A 19,465-nucleotide genomic window follows, 5' to 3' on the forward strand; every position below is an offset into this window, starting at 1 on the left:
TAATTCACATTATTATAACAATCTCCTTCTATACACTTGAAAGTATTAATCCACTATAGTTTTTTTAAACATAGAAAATAACCTCTACTTTCCGAGTAAAAAGTAGAAGTTTTAATCAAGCCGTTTATAAAGAAAACTCTCTATCTCTATCAATAACTACCTTAAAAAACTCAGAGTAATGCGATAAAGAATAGTCCGCTACATCACATTTATCTTGAAACATACATGTTGAAATACCTAATTCCTTCGCAGGCAATAGATCTAACTCTCTATCTCCAATTGCTAGATCAATATTGTGCTTTTTATGTAAATGATCATAAGCTAAAGAGTTCGGTTTTCGAGGGAAACCATCGTCAATTGTAACCATATCGACGAAGTATTTGTCCCATCCATAATACTTTAAGATTTCCATAACTCCTGCCCTATGTTTATGTGTCATAATCACGTTTTTATGCGCAAATTTCAAAATCTCTTCGACACCTTCAAATGGTTTCATATCTTTTGGAGTAAACTGTTTCTTCAAAACTTTAATCTGTTCTTCCTGTTCATTTGAAATGTTGTAATATTGAATTGCGTGGGAATATGATATTTTTAAGTTTTTGTATATTTCTTGTTTATCTACTGCATCACCTAATATTTCAGAAAGCATCATTGTATATGCAGGATACGTATTAAATAACGTCCCATCAAAATCCCATAAAATATTCATTTTATCCACCTTCTATTTTGTAATTACTAAATCCGCTCTCTCCCTTGGCAATTCCGCTTCCAAATAATGCTCCTCAGCTTTCCAATACCTACTTTGAAATTTGGAAAGGTTCTTCTGCGTTTCTGGACTTTCACGTAGAAACCTTGTCTCTCTTGAACAATCCAAATACACCATATAATGAAAGAAATCTCTCCATTCTTTTCGCTGCAGAAAAACACCTTCAACAATTATTACACCTACTAAAGGAAGCTGTATTTCTTTCATTTCACATATGTCTGTTTCATCATGATAGAAAGGCAATTGTATTTGTATATCGCTTTGTAACTTCCCAAAAAAGTTTCGCTGCAACCACTCTATATCCCATTGAAGGTTGTAGTACTCATACCATTCTGCAAATCCAGTACTATATCGCTTGTTACGCTCGGTAATGTGATCGTCAATATGAAAAATATGAAACGAGATTCCATTTCGTTTCATATTTTCTTCTAATTTTTTAACCAATGTTGTTTTACCCGAACGACTTAGTCCGTCTATACCTAGTATAAATCGCTCATCTTTATGTTCCTTAATAACTTTCATTATTTCATTTGTGCTCATTACTTTTTCCAATCTTCTTTTAATAATGAATAAACGACCGTGTCATGAGCAACATCATTTTGAATCATATATTTTCGAAGTAATCCTTCTTCTTGAAATCCGGCTTTTTTTAATAAATTACGGGAAGCTTCATTTTCTATATATACGACAGCTGCAATTCTTATAAAGTGCAACGTTTCAAATCCGTAAGCTAGCATTGCTTGCAGTGCTTCGGTTGCGTATCCTTGTCCCCAATATGTATCATCTAGCTCATAACCAATTTCAGCTCGTTTATGATGATTGTTAATTAAATGAAATCCACACGTACCAATTAATTGATCTGTGCCTTTCTTCTCTATTCCCCAGCGAAATACACTTCCCTCTTCATTACGCTTTCTAAACGTTTGAATAGTCGTTTTCGCTTGCTCAACATTTTCGAAAGAGTCCATTCCAAAATAACGAATAACGGATTCTTTTGAAAAATAATGGAACATTGTTTCTGCATCTAATAGTGTAAGTTCTCTTAATAGTAAACGTTCTGTTTCTAATTTTGGAAACCCCATCCTCTTTTTCTCCTTCTATTCTAATGAACTACAAATTTCAATATAATTACCGTCTGGGTCAGCAATGTAAGCAATTGTTTGTCCCCACGGTTTTACGATTGGCTCAACTAGAACTTTAACCCCTTGTTCTTTTAATTTCTCAATCGTTTCCTTAACATCATCTACAACAAATCCTATTTCAAAATGAGAAGATTGTAGTACACCTTCTGTAAGAGGTAGTCCCGTTAACTCCTTAACATCCTCTCGTGTATTCATCGCTAAAATTGTTGCTCCTGTTTCAAATTCAATATATGTACCGTGCTCTGCTTTTATAGGTAACTGTAAAATATCTTTATAGAACCTTAAACATTCCTCAAACTTTTCTACATATAAAATAATGTATTTCATTTTTAAGTTCATAACTATTCCCCCCTTTACCTTCACCTCTAAAAATTCGACAAATGTTTTTAAAAACCTTGTACCTTATAGAGATGAGCACAAAAAAATGAGGCCGATTTCTCGGCCCCCAGCTTATTGGCATAAAACAGGAGATTTGGTTTGGACATAACCAGTTCTTACATTTATTATATTTTATTTTTTCTGAATTTTAAATACATTAAAAACCTATTTATATTGAGAAAGTTTTTTTACTTGCATAAAATCATAGTGCTTAAGAAATGCTACAAATGGAGGTGTATACATATGGAACCAATGCTATGTCCAAGCTGTAAAACGAACCGAACTCGCTTTAATATTCTTGAGCAACAAGTAAAACCAGTGAAATTAAATCCACAAACTGGTCAAGTAGAAGAAGAATACACAAACGAAACGATGAATGCTTTTCATATGGCTTATCAAGGACCTACTTATCGCGTCCAATGTGCTGTATGCGGGCTTGTTGAAAATCCAGAACAATTTATAAAACCTGCGCAAAATCAGTCTTTCTCTTAAACATTTTCCCTACCCCCTATCAATTTTCTATAGGGGGGTTTTTCCGTTTTACGTAAGTAAGGTGGACAATTGCTGTTTAATCAAAGGTTCCTAATTCATCTACATGTCTACTATTCATACACCGTCATATATTTTTCAATTTCACACGATTATAGTGGACCCAATAGAGTTAAAGAACAGCTAAGCCTTGCGATCCAAAGTAAGGAAAATTGGATGAAGCAACAACCTGCAACCTTACTAGACTACCATCACTTTGAATATTAAATGCTGACACTGTCCCCTGATTTCCGTTAAGGGTGTAAAAATTTCGTCCATCTTTACTCACTCCAACATCCATCGGAAGACCTGGTGCTGTCCCCGGCGGTGTACTAGTAATATGCCTTACTACTGACAGTGCTCCATTCGGGGCGATTTGGTAGGTGGATATGGTGCCACTTAAAGTGTTCGTAGTATAGGCAAAACGTTCATCCTTCGTTGTTATAACCCAACAAGCAGTTTTATATCCGTTTTGTACAGAGCCGCTGATTACATGAAGAGTACCGTCATTGCTCAATGAATAAGATGACAACGCATTTGAAACTGCTTCTGTAACTAAGAGAATTCCGGACGATAGAAAGTAAGCACCCAATGGGCCTTTACCGTAAGAATCATTAACAATTGGTCCTGTAACCGTACCATCTTTATTTACATGGAAGACACTGAGATGGTTTGATGTAAGCTCGGAGACAACGATTTTACTACCATCCGGGGTGAAGAGAACTTGTGCAGGCTGAGCATTAAAGGTACTGAGAGCATGAGTGGATCCTGGAATATGTGTAAGGTTTCCCTTATCATCTATGTGAAATCCGGTAATATTTGATGCAAAATTGTTTGCAGCATTACCTACATTGGACACGTAGAGAAGATTATCATACACACCAATGCTATTGGGCTGAGCACCTCCTGATGGCTTTACATCCACGAAAATCGGCACCCCGTTATCTGCTATGATAAAACTACTGATACTATGACTGCCTGCGTTAACTGCAAATAGGAAACGACCATCACGGGACAATGTCAGAGAACCTTGTGATGCTAGAGGATCTATACCATCGTTTGCCGTTTCTGTAGAAACTTCCTTTATACCAGTACCTCTTCCGTAAGTTCGGTAAGAACCTAAAAAGGTGAGCATTCCATTCGTATCCATATGAAAAGCAACAATGTGATTCATTACTTCATTATTAGTCATCATGTATACCATACTCGCACGAGCACGAAAATAATTGTTCATTCTCTGCATTTTATGACTTTCCCCCCTTCATAATTTTATATGGTTCTTTTTTCATTTAAATTCCCATGCAAATGGAAATTGATTTAGGAACAAATGCTACTCACCTTGTAATTTCTTTAAGTGAAAACCTTATTCACTTCCATATTATATTTTCAACTCCACACTCTTTTGGTAATATTTACACAAGAGAGGTGAAATAAATGATTTTAAATAAAAAGTTAATGATTCCATCTACATTTCTACTATTAACTTGTCACATAGGCATTTTTTACTTTTGGATCTTCGATTGGAAGAAGATCTCGACTCCTTACGGTCTAGTTATATGGATTATTTCTACTGTTTGCGGCTTTTTACTTTATTACCACTTTAAACATCAAAACTCTAATAAAATAGTATTAATCGGTAGTTCATTATTATTAATCGCTTCTTCATCACTCATGATTTTTTTAGGTATTATTACTAGTATTATCTTTGTAACTGTTAGTTCTATGCCTTAAATATATAGTCTTTTATTGTGTAAAAAAGAGTGAACAAAATAGAATCACATAAAAATTAAAGAAGATGATTCCGGTAATCATCTTCTTTTAAAATCCAATCTTTATTATAATATTTCGCTTTTCAATTTCTTAATTTTCCATAAGAGCCTCATAAAGAAATAAACATACATACAACCTACAAGCCCTGTCATAACTTTCGCCCAAATTGGCACTCTTGATTCTGTTGAATTTAAAAATACGCTATACATTGAGGGTAATATAGTTATTGAAATCAATGCGAAAAATTGTAATAACTCCTTCATTTTTTGCACCTTCGTGTCCTTCTCTGAATATATGTCAGGTAACTCAATTCCCTCCTCTACTTCCTTACAAAAATAATTCCATCTTGTAAAACTTGTGACACGTTTCCAACCAGACATTTCATATATTTCAAAGTACTCTTGTTGTTTTTCTTTTGAATCCCTGTAAACCAATCTAAAATCCGCTTTATATATTACATCTTTTGGTTCTGTTTTCTTAAACGTATACATCAAATTATACCTTTGTAACGCCCAGCCTTTTTGATGCATTTTCCGTAAAAAAACTTCTTCTTTTTCTAAACTCCATGCCATGAAAAATTTGAATACCTTTTTTGTCTTCATCTTCCATTCACTCCCCTAATATACTGTTTCCATTCCTTACAGATCTCTGCAACCTGTTATACTCTAGCTCTAACACTTCTCTACCAAACGGCGTTAACTCATAGCACTTCTTTCTGTCTGTTGAGGCAACTTCAACAATTAACTTTTCTTTTAATAACTTCGTCGTATTCCCATATAAAGTACCAGGACCTAGCTTTACTTCCCCATTTGTCATCTCTTCTACCATTTGCATAATTCCATAACCATGCATTGGCTTAACTAGTGACAATAATATGTAATATGTCGCCTCAGTTAATGGAATGTATTTTTGCGCTTTCGCATTCATTATAACTACCTCCGATACATCGCTTCATGATATATCGACTAACGATACATCGTATACCGATATTATATAATCACATTCCAAAATATGCAAATAGAATTTAAAATTAAATATCCATTTCTTCGGATTAAAAAATCATACCAATTTTCTGAATAATTTGTTAAAATATAGAAATACTAACTCTTTTATTATGGAAGGAATGTTACATATGATAAATAAATTAAAAGAAAATATAGGGTCTGTTTTTGTCGGTAAGGAAAATGTAATTGATTTACTCCTCGTTTCATTACTTGCTGATGGACATGTACTGCTTGAAGACGTTCCTGGCACCGGGAAAACATTACTAGCAAAAACAATTTCTAAAAGCATTGGTGGTAATTTTTCTCGCGTTCAATTTACCCCTGATGTACTTCCGAGTGATGTAACAGGTATTGAATACTTCAATCCAAAAACGAGTGAATTCGAGTTAAGACTTGGACCAGTCATGACAAATATACTACTTGCAGATGAAATTAACCGCGCGATGCCGAGAACACAATCTAGTTTGTTAGAAGCGATGGAAGAACGACAAGTAACTCTTGAAAAGCAGTCTACTCCTCTTCCGAAACCATTCTTTGTTATTGCGACGCAAAACCCGATTGAATCACAAGGAACTTTCCCGCTTCCAGATGCACAACTTGATCGTTTTTTAATGACGATTTCAATTGGTTATCCGTCTCCTGAAGATGAGCTAAAAATGATGCGCCGTTTTCGTAACAATGCACCTTTAGAAAGCGTCACATCTGTCATTTCTTTAGAGGACATTTTAGAAGCGCAGCAACAAGTGAAAGAAATTTTCGTATCAGAACCGTTAGAACACTATATTATTAAACTTGCTCACGCTACAAGAAATCATGATTACATTGCCAATGGTGTAAGCCCACGCGCTACATTAGCTTTAGTACGTGCTGTTCAAGCATTAGCCTTTTTACGCGGCAGAGAATATTGTACACCTGAAGATATACAATTTTTAGTTCCTTCTGTTTGGAATCACCGTATCGTCTTATCAATGGAAGGTGCATTACGTACGACAAAAAACGAATTAATGCAAAGGATTTTAAAAGAAGTTGACGTACCCGTGGAGATTGAGCAAGCATGAATGGACAGCGCGTTGTAACTGTACCTTTATTTTTTCAAATCCACATTATTCAATTAACTGTGCCCATCGCTTTACTATTTACGTTTTTTCTACCGCAACGAATTATTATGTTTCTCTTTTTCTCCTACTATTTATTTGCGATTTTCATTTATAAATATGTCGCTTACATAGAGAAAAGATTTCAAGTTATAAATGAAAAACAAACAACTCGGCTTTTCCCTGATGAATCCGGACAGTTTTTTATTCATTTAAAAAATGGGGCAAATATACCACTCGTTAACGGTGTTTGTTACTTTCATTTAAATTCGTCCCTTATACCGCATAAAGATCAAGGGATTGAACAAATATCAAAAACGTTATTTTCTTTCCCATTTTCACAACCTGCTCATTCAGCACAAAAATGGGATTTAACATTAACCGCAACGAAGCGTGGTGTCTTTCAAATTGAACAATTTGAATGTGTTTTAAAAGACCCTTTTCATTTATTAACTGTCCATTTACCTGTTTTCGATAAATTAAAGACTGAAATTATTGTATACCCTACTCCTAAAGAAGTAGCCGGTTTACAAGAACTTCAGCAACTATTAACAGGTTCGTATCGAACGAATTTCTCTTTTTACAATGATGAAACATCCATTATCGGTGTTAAACGATATGAACGTGAATCTTTCCGCTCTATTCATTGGAAAGCATCTGCTAAAATGCAGGCGTTACAAGCGAAGCAATATGAACCTGTAAAAAATTATAGTTGGACGATTTGTCTTTCTTTAGCTGCTGATCGTGGGTTTGGTTGGAAAGAGAATGTAGAAGACCTTATTTCATTTACCACATACATTTGCCAATACGCAACGAAGCATCAAATTCCGTTTGAGTTATTTATTAGTATATTAGCAGAAGGTGGCCCTTTGCATTTACCATTAAACGAAGGACAAGCGCATTACGGGAAGGCATTAGAGGAATTGGCACGTATTTCAGATGATAGTACGCTTCTTCCGAAACAAGGATTTCTTCACTATGTAACGAGAAAAAGAGAACGCTCGTCTACGATGATTTACATCGGTATACAGAAGAATGCGCTCCCTCTTCTAACGCAACCTACATTTCTCATAAATAATGAAGGGATGGTGGAAGCAGTTGAAAACTTGGCTCTATCACGTTAATGACTTTATTCTGCTGCTCCTCCTTTCGTTATTAACGGAAAGAAACGAAATAGTTGGTATTGCTATATTTTTAGCGACCGGTTATGTAGGAGTACTTCTTATTAATAAATTAATGAAGAAAAAAACAACAGGATTTGTAATACTGTTAGTTGCTCAAATAGTCGGTTGTTCTTTCATTCTACCTTTTTCTCTTTTTGGCACAATTATGTTACCACTTTTCTTCTTTATCGTACACGCAGTTGGGCCTGGGTATCCGGTACAAAAGTCGTTAGGCGGTATTATATGGTTTGTCTTTTCAGCTATATTTCATGCCCCTTTTCCACCGTTATGGAAATTGTTACTATTAGTTTTTCACATTATGATTACATTTTGGCAAACAGGTTCAAATCGTAATCAACAGCTATTACGTTTTTCTTCTATTATTGCTATTGGAACAATTAGTGCTTTACTTATTCCGGTATTCCCTTATATTCGTCTTATTTTTTCTTATATCGTTCAAGTAGTTGCGTTAGGATTCGGATACGCTATCAATCCGTTATTTTCGGCAGCTGCATTAAAAGAAACAGATGATTTTTGGTCGAATAAAGGGAATCTAAAAGATCCTACAATTAAGGAGGAATTGGGGCAACGTACTTTTGATCCAACTCTCATAAATAGCGTTACAATAATAGTCTGTACAGCTATCGCTATTTACGTCGTTTGGAAAATAGTAAAAAAACGAAAATATTTAAGCTTAGCAAACATGCCAGTCTTCGAATCTACAATCATTACTGATAAAGAAGGAATCAGCCAAAAACGCTTCAAACAAAATAAACCACCAAATAACGAAATTCGAAAAGAAATTTTCAAACTTGAGAGTAAACTATCCCCTCCTTTAAATCGTGAACGAGGAGAAACTGTTGAAGCTTGGCTAGAAAGAGTAAATCATGAAGAAGAGGTAAATATTCAGAGTCATATCATTATAGATGCGTATAATGCAGTACGTTATTCAAACAGTGAAAATGCTGTGCTTTTGCATGAATTTAAGGAAGAGGTTCATAAGCTTTATGCTTATCAGAAGAGTTTGAAGAAGAAGAGAAAATAATGTATACAAAAAGACTCCTATTAAACTAGGAGTCTTTTTGTATAAAAGTCCACGTTGCTTTTCACAAATTATGCTTTTTTTCCTGCTTCAATTTCTAAAGATTCTTCATGCCACCAAAGTGTTTCTTCAGGATCCTCTTTAGCGATTTGATGTGCTTCTTTCTTCGATTCTACGGTAGGATAAGATCCTTTTAATGCACGTCCTGATGTTGTAACAAACAGTACACTAAATACAACTAATCCAATTACACTTACACCTGTTAAATAAAATGCTGGTGCGAGCGGGTTACCAGTCACATGAACTAAGTATGAACATACAAGCGGCGTTGTACCACCGAATATAGATACAGAAATATTAAAGGAGATAGAAAGTGCACGATAACGTACATCGGTGAAAAAGAGTGCTGGTAATAACGAAGGCAATGTTCCTTCATAAACACTAAGGAAGAAACCTAAGACGAAAATACCCGCAAACATGGCTACAATATGTCCGTTACCAATTAATAAAAATGCTGGAATTGAACATAATGCTAAACCAAGTAAACCAATTTGTACTACGCGTTTATTACCTACTTTATCACTTAATTTACCGAAATAAAGTGCCAGTGGAATCATAAGTGCCATCGTAATTGAAATAATCAATAAGCCAGTTGTTTCTTTGACTTTTAGTACTTGTGTTAGATAAGAAGGAATATACGAAAGGATCATATAGTTTGTAATGTTAAAGAAGGCAACAATTACTGTGCTTAATAAGAAGTCTTTTTTGTGATATTTTAATATATCCATAAATGAAAATTGTTCGTTGTCTTCAGATTCCTCTTGTGCTTTTTCCATCTCTTGAAAGATTGGAGATTCATCTAAATGACGTCGTAAATATAAACCGACCAAACCAATTGGTGCAGCAATTAAGAAAGGAATACGCCATCCCCAGCTGAGCATTTGCTCATCTGTTAATAATAACGTTAAAATGGTAACAATTACCGAGGCAGCAATGTAACCTGAGAGTGTTCCAATTTCAAGACCACTACCGAGTATACCACGCTTTTTATCTGGAGAAGATTCTGCGATATAAACCATTGCTCCTGAATATTCGCCGCCTGTAGAGAAGCCTTGAATCATTCGAGCAACTAAAAGTAGTATTGGTGCCCATACACCAATTTGTTCATAGGTTGGTAGTAATGCGATGAATAATGTAGAAAGTGCCATTAAAATAATAGTTGTACTTAAAACAATCTTTCGGCCATACTTGTCTCCTATTCTACCAAAGAAAATACCTCCAATTGGTCGAACTAGAAAGGCCGCCGCAAATGTACCAAATGTAAGTACAAGTTGCAAACCACTATCATTCACACCCGAGAAGAATAATTGACTTAAAATAACCGCTAAATAAGCATATAATCCGAAGTCAAACCACTCCATTGCATTCCCAATGCCAGTAGCAACAACTGCTTTCCTAGCTTGTTTAGGATTGACAATATTAACGTCTTGAGGTTCAAAATTTAAATCATTATTTTGTTGCATATAGTCAAACAGCCCCTTATTTAATTTAACTTCTTTCAGCACACCTTCTCTTACTAGAATAAATTCAATACGAAGCACTTAAGGAAAAGCAACGTCTCCTTATCTGTTATTATTGTTTCACATAATTAAGTATTTGTCCAATTAGATTCTTTCTAGGTTAAGTAATTAAGTATTTTAAAAAGCTGAAAAAGCGCTGTATGAGTGCCTTTTTCAGCTTTTTATTTTAATATATAAATTTATTTTTTGTCCTTATTTTCTTCCTGTACGAATTATAAATAAGGTACTTTTTATATTTGTATTTTCATCAAAATTCTTAAACACTTGCTATAGCTGCCACACTATGAATAGCGAATATAAATTCATTAATAAATGCATCAATTTCCTCTTTCGTAATTATATACGGGGGAAGTAAACGGATGATATTCCCTTGTGTAACATCGACTAACATCCCTTTCTCCATTAATTCTAGCTGTAATTTCTTTACGTTTTCATTTGTATCATTCATACTAATTCCAAACATCATCCCAGCATGACGTACTTCCTGAATATAATAAGAATTTTCTTTCTGAATTTCTTGCAGTTTATCATTTAAATATAGTGACGTTTCATAAGCTTCTTGCATTAAACCATCATCAATTAATGTTGTTAATACCGTTAAACCTAAAGCTGTTCCCATTGATGAATGAGCAAATGTTGTTCCGTGATCTCCTGGTGAAAATACATCACATAACTTTTCACCTACAATGATTCCTCCTAGCGGTATCCCGCCTCCTGCTCCTTTACCAAATTGAATAATGTCTGGTGTAATATTGAAATTTTGATAAGCAAATAGTTTCCCAGTTCTGCCTATACCACTTTGTACTTCATCAACAATTAGAATTACATTATATTTATCACATAGATATTGAACACCATGTAAATATTCACTTGATAAAGGATAGATCCCACCGCTTCCTAAAACAGGCTCTAGCATAATTGCAATGGGATGTTCATTAACAATTGTATCTTCTAATTCCTTTATATTTTCACGCTCCACTTCATATACAGGAATAGATGTTTTAGGGAAGTTTTGATATATACTTTCTTGTCTTGTAAAGTGAAGAGCTCCTAATGTTCGTCCGTGGAAACTACCTTTCAGTACAACGACTCCATCACGTTCTTCATTCGTAATAGATCTATATTTATCTATTAATTTTAACGTTGTTTCTGTCGCTTCTGTACCAGAGTTTGTAAAAAAGACTTTTCCATTTTTTAAAGAGTAATCAACTAATTTCTTTGCATACTCAATCGCAACTGGGTTTAAAAAATGAAATGGCAGATGCAACGACTTCGTAACTTGCTCCATTGTCGTTTGCACAATTTTAGGATGATTGTATCCTAATACGTTTACCCCTACACCAGAAAACATATCTAAATACTCTTTTCCATCTACATCATAAAGTTTACAACCTTCTCCTCTTTCTATTGCAACCTCCGTGCGACAATACGTAGGCATCATATATTCTTTATCTAATTGAAACCAATCCGACATGTTCAATTCCTCCTATTTATTTTTACTATTTTTTAATGTTCATTATCTATAAAGTTATTTATCAATTAATTTTTAAGATTGAAATTTTAATAGTGGGTTTTCCACCTTTTTACTAAAACGTGTTATTTCTCTTCCCGATATTCATTTTTCCATAATTTCTTCTATTTCAACAGGTCCACTGTATGTGCCTTTTTTTCATCTAGCGGTATGTTACTAATTTGAACTTCGTATGTAATACATAATCAAGGCTAAAGAATCATATTTAGTAACAATCAACGAAAAAATTTTGGAGGCTATGTCGATGAATGAAAAACATGATAAACAGAGGCAATCTTTATTAGGAGAAGACTTAAATAGCAATCGAGAACTTAATGAACCAGCTAAACTTCACTCTCAAACAGTTGGTTCACGTGGACCTATTTTAAAGCAAGATAATGTACTGCACGAGGCGTTACAAGAATTTATCCATGAAAAAATTTTAGAAAGACCTGTTCATGCAAAAGGATTTGGTGCATTCGGTTATTTTCAAACGATATATCCGATGTCTGAACATACAAAACTAAGCTTTTTACAAAATTCAAATGAGAAAATTCCTGTTATGGTGCGATTTTCATTAGCTGTTAGTACGAAAGGAACACCTGATACTTCTAGAAATGTACGCGGTTTTGCTACAAAATTTTATACTAAAGAAGGCGTATTTGATCTTTTATGTAATCACCTTCCTGTCTTTTCTGTTCGTGATCCGATGCGTTTCCCTGAAACTATTAACGCGTTATTGCCTTCACCTAAAAATAACTTACTAGATCCTGATAGATTTTGGAGTTTTGTCGCTAGAGCACCCGAATCCATTCATTTTGTTGTCCGTTTATACTCTGATGCTGGTACGGCAAAAAGTCTTCGCCACATCCCAGGACATAGTGTAAATACATATGTTTGGAGAAATGCTCAAGGTAATCGAAAGTACGTAAAGTATCATTGGTATCCATTTGAAGGTGTACAATCCATTACTAGTGAGGAAGCAAATAAACTAGCTGCCGAAAATCCTGATTATAGTGGAAAAGATTTATACGATGCAATTGAGGCTGGTAAACCAGTGGAATATGGTTTATATGTCCAGCTCATGGATCCGAAAGATGAAGCACATCTTTCTTATGACCCTTTAGATGATACTAAAGTATGGGATGAAAAGAAGTATCCTCTTATGCCAGTAGGCAAAATGGTATTAAATAAAAATCCTGAAAACTATATCGAACAAGTAGAAAAAGTCTCCTTCTCCCCTTCTAATTTACTAGACGGTGCAGAACTATCAGATGATAAAATGCTGCAAGGTCGCGCTAATATTTATAGTGATTCTCAAAGAAGAAGAATTGGACCCGAATTTCGTAAATTAGCGATCAACCAACAGCAAGATTGGACACCCGCTAATCAAATTACAAGCGGTGACGGAAGATACGTTGAAGGAAAACTCGAAAGAACTTCTATAACTAAGCAAGATGATTTTGGGCAGGCTGGTGAATTTTATGCGAAGTTATCACACATTGAAAAAGAACATCTTGCTGAAAATTTAGCTAATGATTTGAAAGTTATATCCAATGATATTAGGAAGATAGTTTTGGGGTATTTCGATCAAGTATCAACTGATTTGAAAACAAGCATTGAGACAAAAATGAAAGAGCATTAAGAAGATTAAAACATGCTTTACGAATGAGAATTCAAATCTATATTAATTATTTTCTTGTCAAAATCCAATGAGGTTATTTAATTTAAAAATATAAAGCCAATATACCCCTGTTCTATAATTAGAACAGGGGTATATTGAAGTAGTTTAATGTTTAACATTAACTACTTTACTTAGCTAAAAAATGCAATAAGTAGCCTTTCAAAACAAACTATAGTAAATTATTTTACTTGCACTGTATAATTCCCTGTTCCACCGCCATACTTATATACACTTAAGTAATATTTCCCTGGCTTCGCATTATAATTTCCAAGCAATTTATTTCCATCACGTTTTGTTGCATAAGCTACATAATTATTTAGATCTGATTCAGAATATAATACCCAGTTCAGTCCAAGGTTTTGTTCGTTCGTAACAGAAATCTGTAAATCTTTTTGATCCTTTACATCAATAACAAATTTATCCCCCTGATCTTGATCGCTTAAGTTTCCTCTTAACAAAATGTTCAAAGATAGTGGATTCGCTGTATCAAATGAATTATTCGGTTCTTTTTCTACAGCCGTACCTTCTTCCGTATTCAGCCCGCTAAATACAACATCATATTCAAATTGTCCAGCATTATTTACACGGTAATTTACAAAATAAGCAGTCAATGTTTTATATCCAGTCCACGCTTTTCCTGAAAGACGTTTCAACATATCATTTGTTGCTTGATTCATTACTTTCCAATCCTCAATCTCTCCTTTTGCCGCACTTCCAGTATATGTCCCCTGTAGTGTAAATGTATTAAAGAATTGTGATTTATTCTTTGTTACTTTCACATCTTTTAACTTTGCTTCATTAGTGATATCTGAAGTAACGTCCGAAAGCGATTTTGGATCATGCTGCGCTAAGTACTCATCTGATACTTGTGGAATTGTATACTTATCACGATTATCAATAAGCATTTGCATATAAGATTGATATTCTTCATTTAATTTATTATCTTTGCTTAATGTAGAACGGTATGCATCGTAACTTGAAACATCATTAGCACGAATTAAATCATGCACTTTATCGAACATTTCAGGACGGTTATTATACATATATGATTGCAATGCAAACGAATAGTTATAAAAATCAAACGTTCCATATTTCGCATTTAATGTTTGTGCTGCTGTGTATCGTTTTGCAGGATCATTAGATAATCCACCAATTATACTTTTTCGCGGTACTACACTATCTAATCGCGTTGAACCTGCAAAGAACTCCGCATTCCCTTCTTCAAACCATGTTAAACGTTCATTTTGATACATTTCCCCTTGGCCCCATAATCCCTGAACCTCGTATCTTCCCTGTAAGTAGTGTGTAAATTCATGGCGGAACAATTCTTCCAAACTATAAATACTTTGCTGTGGTGTACGTTCATATGTAAAGAAAGTTCCCGTTCCTTCAATGTACATTCCACCATTATTCGTTTCATATCCATACAATTGACGGTTAAATTGATATTCATCTGGACTATTATAAATAACCATTGTTAACACGTCATCAACATGTCCACTTTCAAGTGGTTTATCACTACCAACTGTACGATAAAATTGAGAGCGTACTTCTTTTGCCGCCCAGTATAGACGTTTAATTTTCTCTTCGCTAACTTTATCCCCAGCTTTAAAGACAATTGCTCCATCATCAAACGTATACGTTTTCGGTAAATATTTCTTTTTACCCTCTTCTCGAATTTGATCTAAATTCACAGTTTTTCCGTTCGCATCTAATCCGCCATAATTTGTAGTAATTTGTTCTGCTGCAACAAAGTATTGCTCTCCTAAAAATGGATAAATTCGCATTGCATCTGTAACAACTTGTTGTCCTTTTGTTGGCGTACTATGAAGCTTTCCTAATCGACCAGCATAGTAAATTCCGTTATTAATTAACCATCCATTTTTATCTGATACAGTACCAATTAGTGCGAAACGACTTACTTCATTAATAAAGTTATCGATATTTCGATACCACATCGTATCTTTCGGCTCTTTTCCAGTCGTGTACATATCCGTCTGAATATCAAAGTCAATTCCCTTCATCAACTCATATATAGCGTCTCCTTTTGTTCGGTCTTCAATGAAAGTTGCAAGGTTATCGTTATATTGTTTAAAAATTTCGCCTGCATATAAAACCGTTTCAACATCAGCCGATGCATTTCCAATTAATTTTCCATATGATGAAATAACTTTATTTTGTTCTGATGTACCAAGTTTGAAATTCGGATTTTTTGCAATTGTTTTTAAAGCCGGTAAACATTTATCCTGGTAGCTACGCTCATTTAATTTGCTTAATTCATCATGGTAAAAACCTAAATAAAATGCTGCACGTAGAGCTTCTACTAATGTTTCAATCCCTTTTGAATCATCTTTCGTATAAGCTTGTCCTTGTTCTGCTAGTTTATTAATAATCGCTTGCATTCGGCTATCATCTTGATAGAATTTGAGACTATCACTATTAAACTGAAATAATTCCGGAATTTGATACCAATTAATTGTCACAAGAAGATCAGTTAATTGTTTGTTACTTAATTGATTTAACTCAGCCATCGAATACTTTTTTTCTTCAGCTAACGGTTTAACATCCTCGTTTGGTGCTAGCGGACGCTGCGATAAATCCGATAACTTTAACCGTTTTGTAAAAGATGCATTTTCTTGTACTTTTGAAGAGTGTGCCAACTCATCAACGGATTTCTGTATGCCTACCGGCTCCATTTGTAATACGTTCTTCACATTTTTTTCTTTTGTCTCTGCTTGAATTTGTAAACCATTGCATGATATTGTCACTAGTCCAACACCAAGAATCAACTTAGAAATTTTCGAATATTTAACCATACCATTGCCCCCTTATAATTTTAAAGAAAATTCTGAATTTTAAAATCAGAACATACTTATTTGTATGTACTTACAGTTCCGCTATAAATACAAGTATGATCAATGATGCAATAGTAGCTTGTTTTATACTATTACGAATACAGATTCCTTAAATACAATTCCCCTTCCTTAAATTTAATACAAGCAAAAACTGTGCCAATGCTATTTCTTATGAATAGCCAACATTCTTTTATTAATACTGTAGAATAAAATATACATAGATGTTTCAGCAATGTATAAATATTTTGACACAAACTCCTCTTTTTACGATGAAGGATTCGTTGGAAATTATAAGCACATTTACTAGCAAGTAATTTGCAATATACACCATCCCAAATGTTAATAACCTCAAAAAAAAGAAGGTAAGTATACATAAGGTTAATATGTATACTTACCTTCTTCTATAGCAACCTTTCAGCTGATAAAAACAACATTAATTAGTATTTCATTTCATATTATGATACTCATTTCTCTTTTTCAGATAATCCTTTTCACATTGTAACGGTTTGTATTCCACCATTTTCCCTTGCTTCTTTTTCGTTTCGGTAACAACCCATTCCCCTTTTTCAAGTTCAAGATGTTTTATTACATTTGTATCGTCTATTTCTTTATAAAGTAAAAATGCTTCAAGCGGCTTTACAAACAGCCTAGGCTCTCCTCTATATCCACCACTTTCAAAAACTTTAGTTAACGAATTATAATAAGTATCATCAACCCGGCCACCATACATGAAGTGTGCAGCTTCTAAATCTCTTTTATCAACTTCCCAAAAGCTATTTTCATCAAAATTCAAATTAAACGTGGATCTAATATCCCTCATTATATTTTTCCCATACTTTTCATCTCGAACTTTTCTTTCTTCGAGACAATCCGAAGATAAGCTTGGTGCATCTGATTGGGAATGTACAACATGTTGAATAGATACACATAAAACAAATACGCTTAAAATATACAATAGTTTTTTCATATTTACGTATCACCTCAAATAATGTAGATACTATATTATTTGAGGCTTAAGATATTCTTATGCTATAAATGAGAAATGTCCTATAAAATAGACTTTTTATAGGACATTTCCTTTTAATATTGCTTTATTAGATTTACCGGTGAAGCAAGTACTTTACTACTTTTCACATCATATAATCCTATAGGCGTTACCCGTATAAAAGGCAAGTGCGTCGCAGAAAAGAATAAAATCGTAAATGCTGGATCGTTATAGGCATATCCTCGCTCTTGTAGTAATTTCACCATTTTTTTCTCTTTATGTATTAATTCGCTCATTTTTAAATCGGACATAATCCCGAGCAACGGTAATGCAATTTCGTGTAACACTTCATTTCTTTCCGCTATTACCATACCGCCACCTAGCTCTTTTACTCTATGAAAAGCTGTAAGCATATCTTCTTTACTTTTTCCAATAAGAATGATGTCACCTGTACCAGAATAAGAACTTGCAAGACCTCCTAATTCTTTCGCAAAACCTTTCACAACTGTATTCACTCGCCAAGTGCCATCACGAGCAATCATCATAAGGAAACATTCATCATGCTCAATAGAAAGTTCCTGACCGTTTAAGTCGATTTCAGTTACATATGGTTTTGAAATAACATCATTTAATAATTTTATACCTGTTGTTTCAGAAAAAATCATATCTTCTTTCTTTAAAGACCAGTCTAGTTGTAGAGGGGTTACTTGAAATTCATCCCATTCTATACGTAATGATTCATTTTTGTTTACTCCGTCACGCTTCACCCATCGTCCCTTTGCAATTACACTAATCGGCACCGGGTTTTCTTTACTTTCCAAAATGTTAATATTGGCGATTCTACCTGTGGCAATCGCACCATGTAAATGCTCCATATTATAATAACGAGCAATGTTATAACTTGCCATATTATAGGCATCTATAACTGGTATCCCTTGCTTAATCGCTATTTCTATCAATCTATTTGTCATTCCGTTTTCATAAAATGACGGATGCGAACCGTCTGTTGTGAAAATGAATCTATCAAATTGTTTAACACCTAGTTCTAGCAATTCTTTTACTAAAATTTCTAAATCTGGACGGATAGAAGAATTTCTAAGAGAAACGGTGTAACCTTGCATAAGGCGTGTTAATGCTTCCTGCCCTGTCATCGCTTCATGATCACAATCCGTACCTAACAATTTTAACTTTGTTAAAGTTGTTTCAGACGCTCCGGGAAAATGACCTTCTACTTTCTTCTGTAATCGTTTTGTTTCCTGTACCCAATTTAACATGTCCTCATCGCCGTGTAATAGTTTTGGCCATGCAGTTAACTCGCCGCCCTGAAGAACATCTTCATGCTTCAGCCACTCCATTATTTCTTCACTATTAAATAAAGATTCCCCATTTTGCAGTTCAGTTTGCCCATCAAAACGACACCACCAATACATACTTGCAGGAATCTTTTTAAATTCATCTAATAAACGAAACGCTACTTCACGCTGTAATGTGAAAAATAAAGTTAGATTATCATTAATGAAAGTTGTTGTCCCAAATTGCATCGCATGATTTGCTAAAGTCTCTGGATTATATAATTGATATGGATGTGCATGCGGTTCTATGTAACTAGGAACTACATACTTTCCATCGCAATCAATAACTTCACATTCATGTAGTTGCTCTGGTAATTTTTCTCCCACATATACAATTCGGTCATCATAGATCCAAATATTTGCTACAGTCCATTCACGTATGTACGGATTTAAATATGTCGCATTCTTTAATAGAATGTGCGGACTTCTAGTACCATCTACTACTTCAACATGCTCTCGTAATTGTTCATTGCTCCATCTAAACTGATTTTGTCCCAATGTACTCAACTCCAAATCAATATACTAGTATTTTCATTTAAATCGACTTGATAGAAACTAATAGTTTGAATAAACCAAGATGTCCTTAACTAACTAAAGTATTCTATATAACCT

The 19,465-nt window shown here is 34.2% G+C and carries 18 protein-coding genes; 6 read left to right on the plus strand and 12 right to left on the minus strand.

What is annotated here, in order from left to right:
- Window positions 1-124: 124 nt before the first annotated feature.
- Genes EXW56_RS14250 through EXW56_RS14265 form a run of 4 tightly spaced genes read right to left on the minus strand, consistent with a single transcriptional unit; the run spans window position 125 to window position 2,247 of the window.
- Window positions 125-709, minus strand: coding sequence for an HAD-IA family hydrolase (locus EXW56_RS14250; protein WP_070170302.1), 585 nt, complete (start codon window positions 707-709; stop codon window positions 125-127).
- 12 nt (window positions 710-721) lie between these two features.
- Window positions 722-1,306 (minus strand): kinase, encoded by a 585-nt coding sequence (locus EXW56_RS14255; protein WP_215557048.1) that lies wholly within the window; start codon window positions 1,304-1,306, stop codon window positions 722-724.
- A complete protein-coding gene (locus EXW56_RS14260; protein ID WP_002110526.1) occupies window positions 1,306-1,848 on the minus strand; it encodes a GNAT family N-acetyltransferase in 543 nt (180 codons plus the stop codon). Before EXW56_RS14260 ends, EXW56_RS14255 begins: the two co-directional genes overlap by 1 nt.
- 15 nt (window positions 1,849-1,863) lie before the next feature.
- The gene (locus EXW56_RS14265) at window positions 1,864-2,247 is read right to left on the minus strand and encodes a VOC family protein (protein ID WP_002161342.1); all 384 of its coding nucleotides are present in this window, start codon (window positions 2,245-2,247) and stop codon (window positions 1,864-1,866) included.
- A gap of 282 nt (window positions 2,248-2,529) precedes the next feature.
- On the opposite strand from EXW56_RS14265, the gene EXW56_RS14270 reads away from it, so the two are divergent.
- Entirely contained in the window at window positions 2,530-2,778 is a 249-nt protein-coding gene (locus EXW56_RS14270) for a hypothetical protein (protein ID WP_000433610.1), read from the plus strand.
- Between the two features lie 169 nt (window positions 2,779-2,947).
- Here the strand turns inward: EXW56_RS14270 and EXW56_RS14275 are convergent, their stop codons facing one another.
- The gene (locus EXW56_RS14275) at window positions 2,948-4,057 is read right to left on the minus strand and encodes a lactonase family protein (RefSeq protein ID WP_215596662.1); all 1,110 of its coding nucleotides are present in this window, start codon (window positions 4,055-4,057) and stop codon (window positions 2,948-2,950) included.
- Window positions 4,058-4,248: 191 nt separating this feature from the next.
- On the opposite strand from EXW56_RS14275, the gene EXW56_RS14280 reads away from it, so the two are divergent.
- Complete coding sequence (locus EXW56_RS14280; protein WP_215596663.1) at window positions 4,249-4,545, plus strand: hypothetical protein; 297 nt, start codon at window positions 4,249-4,251, stop codon at window positions 4,543-4,545.
- A gap of 104 nt (window positions 4,546-4,649) precedes the next feature.
- Here EXW56_RS14280 and EXW56_RS14285 read toward each other — a convergent pair whose 3' ends face one another.
- Both EXW56_RS14285 and EXW56_RS14290 read right to left on the minus strand, forming a co-directional pair.
- Complete coding sequence (locus EXW56_RS14285; protein ID WP_078174262.1) at window positions 4,650-5,186, minus strand: DUF2812 domain-containing protein; 537 nt, start codon at window positions 5,184-5,186, stop codon at window positions 4,650-4,652.
- A 7-nt stretch (window positions 5,187-5,193) separates the two neighbouring features.
- Window positions 5,194-5,511: a PadR family transcriptional regulator gene (locus EXW56_RS14290; protein ID WP_000991891.1), complete on the minus strand. Its 318-nt coding sequence runs from the start codon at window positions 5,509-5,511 to the stop codon at window positions 5,194-5,196.
- A 205-nt stretch (window positions 5,512-5,716) separates the two neighbouring features.
- On the opposite strand from EXW56_RS14290, the gene EXW56_RS14295 reads away from it, so the two are divergent.
- The 3 genes from EXW56_RS14295 to EXW56_RS14305 are packed head-to-tail and all read left to right on the plus strand — an operon-like array spanning window position 5,717 to window position 8,890.
- Window positions 5,717-6,646, plus strand: a complete 930-nt coding sequence (locus tag EXW56_RS14295) for an AAA family ATPase (RefSeq protein ID WP_002110531.1) — start codon at window positions 5,717-5,719, stop codon at window positions 6,644-6,646.
- The gene (locus EXW56_RS14300) at window positions 6,643-7,806 is read left to right on the plus strand and encodes a DUF58 domain-containing protein (protein WP_215596664.1); all 1,164 of its coding nucleotides are present in this window, start codon (window positions 6,643-6,645) and stop codon (window positions 7,804-7,806) included. The genes EXW56_RS14295 and EXW56_RS14300 overlap by 4 nt, the downstream gene beginning before the upstream one ends.
- Entirely contained in the window at window positions 7,781-8,890 is a 1,110-nt protein-coding gene (locus EXW56_RS14305) for a DUF4018 domain-containing protein (protein WP_215596665.1), read from the plus strand. Before EXW56_RS14300 ends, EXW56_RS14305 begins: the two co-directional genes overlap by 26 nt.
- Window positions 8,891-8,958: 68 nt before the next feature.
- On the opposite strand, the gene EXW56_RS14310 is transcribed toward EXW56_RS14305, so the two are convergent.
- Together EXW56_RS14310 and EXW56_RS14315 are read right to left on the minus strand one after the other, a co-directional pair.
- Window positions 8,959-10,410: an MFS transporter gene (locus EXW56_RS14310; RefSeq protein WP_215557052.1), complete on the minus strand. Its 1,452-nt coding sequence runs from the start codon at window positions 10,408-10,410 to the stop codon at window positions 8,959-8,961.
- A 313-nt stretch (window positions 10,411-10,723) separates the two neighbouring features.
- Window positions 10,724-11,941, minus strand: coding sequence for an aspartate aminotransferase family protein (locus EXW56_RS14315; RefSeq protein ID WP_215596666.1), 1,218 nt, complete (start codon window positions 11,939-11,941; stop codon window positions 10,724-10,726).
- A 301-nt stretch (window positions 11,942-12,242) separates the two neighbouring features.
- On the opposite strand from EXW56_RS14315, the gene EXW56_RS14320 reads away from it, so the two are divergent.
- Window positions 12,243-13,622 carry a catalase gene (locus EXW56_RS14320; protein WP_215596667.1) on the plus strand — a complete coding sequence of 460 codons (1,380 nt, stop codon included), beginning with the start codon at window positions 12,243-12,245 and terminating at the stop codon, window positions 13,620-13,622.
- A gap of 218 nt (window positions 13,623-13,840) precedes the next feature.
- Here the strand turns inward: EXW56_RS14320 and colA are convergent, their stop codons facing one another.
- The 3 genes from colA to EXW56_RS14335 form a co-directional block, all read right to left on the minus strand.
- Window positions 13,841-16,477, minus strand: a complete 2,637-nt coding sequence (colA, locus tag EXW56_RS14325) for a collagenase ColA (protein ID WP_215596668.1) — start codon at window positions 16,475-16,477, stop codon at window positions 13,841-13,843.
- A 484-nt stretch (window positions 16,478-16,961) separates the two neighbouring features.
- Window positions 16,962-17,483, minus strand: a complete 522-nt coding sequence (locus EXW56_RS14330; RefSeq protein WP_215596669.1) for a hypothetical protein — start codon at window positions 17,481-17,483, stop codon at window positions 16,962-16,964.
- 113 nt (window positions 17,484-17,596) lie between these two features.
- Window positions 17,597-19,351 carry an adenine deaminase gene (locus EXW56_RS14335; RefSeq protein ID WP_215596670.1) on the minus strand — a complete coding sequence of 585 codons (1,755 nt, stop codon included), beginning with the start codon at window positions 19,349-19,351 and terminating at the stop codon, window positions 17,597-17,599.
- Between the last annotated feature and the right edge of the window lie 114 nt (window positions 19,352-19,465).

The organism is Bacillus mycoides (assembly GCF_018742245.1).
GTDB lineage: Bacteria > Bacillota > Bacilli > Bacillales > Bacillaceae_G > Bacillus_A > Bacillus_A cereus_U.

Bases quoted from the DNA above. Each gene is read 5' to 3' on its own strand.
- EXW56_RS14280 (WP_215596663.1), top strand. From the start codon at position 4,249: ATGATTTTAAATAAAAAGTTAATGATTCCATCTACATTTCTACTATTA.
- EXW56_RS14300 (WP_215596664.1), top strand. From the start codon at position 6,643: ATGAATGGACAGCGCGTTGTAACTGTACCTTTATTTTTTCAAATCCAC.
- EXW56_RS14315 (WP_215596666.1), bottom strand. From the start codon at position 11,941: ATGTCGGATTGGTTTCAATTAGATAAAGAATATATGATGCCTACGTAT.
- EXW56_RS14295 (WP_002110531.1), top strand. From the start codon at position 5,717: ATGATAAATAAATTAAAAGAAAATATAGGGTCTGTTTTTGTCGGTAAG.
- EXW56_RS14275 (WP_215596662.1), bottom strand. From the start codon at position 4,057: ATGCAGAGAATGAACAATTATTTTCGTGCTCGTGCGAGTATGGTATAC.
- EXW56_RS14265 (WP_002161342.1), bottom strand. From the start codon at position 2,247: ATGAACTTAAAAATGAAATACATTATTTTATATGTAGAAAAGTTTGAG.
- EXW56_RS14260 (WP_002110526.1), bottom strand. From the start codon at position 1,848: ATGGGGTTTCCAAAATTAGAAACAGAACGTTTACTATTAAGAGAACTT.
- EXW56_RS14285 (WP_078174262.1), bottom strand. From the start codon at position 5,186: ATGAAGACAAAAAAGGTATTCAAATTTTTCATGGCATGGAGTTTAGAA.
- colA (WP_215596668.1), bottom strand. From the start codon at position 16,477: ATGGTTAAATATTCGAAAATTTCTAAGTTGATTCTTGGTGTTGGACTA.
- EXW56_RS14255 (WP_215557048.1), bottom strand. From the start codon at position 1,306: ATGAGCACAAATGAAATAATGAAAGTTATTAAGGAACATAAAGATGAG.
- EXW56_RS14250 (WP_070170302.1), bottom strand. From the start codon at position 709: ATGAATATTTTATGGGATTTTGATGGGACGTTATTTAATACGTATCCT.
- EXW56_RS14320 (WP_215596667.1), top strand. From the start codon at position 12,243: ATGAATGAAAAACATGATAAACAGAGGCAATCTTTATTAGGAGAAGAC.
- EXW56_RS14330 (WP_215596669.1), bottom strand. From the start codon at position 17,483: ATGAAAAAACTATTGTATATTTTAAGCGTATTTGTTTTATGTGTATCT.
- EXW56_RS14270 (WP_000433610.1), top strand. From the start codon at position 2,530: ATGGAACCAATGCTATGTCCAAGCTGTAAAACGAACCGAACTCGCTTT.
- EXW56_RS14310 (WP_215557052.1), bottom strand. From the start codon at position 10,410: ATGCAACAAAATAATGATTTAAATTTTGAACCTCAAGACGTTAATATT.
- EXW56_RS14290 (WP_000991891.1), bottom strand. From the start codon at position 5,511: ATGAATGCGAAAGCGCAAAAATACATTCCATTAACTGAGGCGACATAT.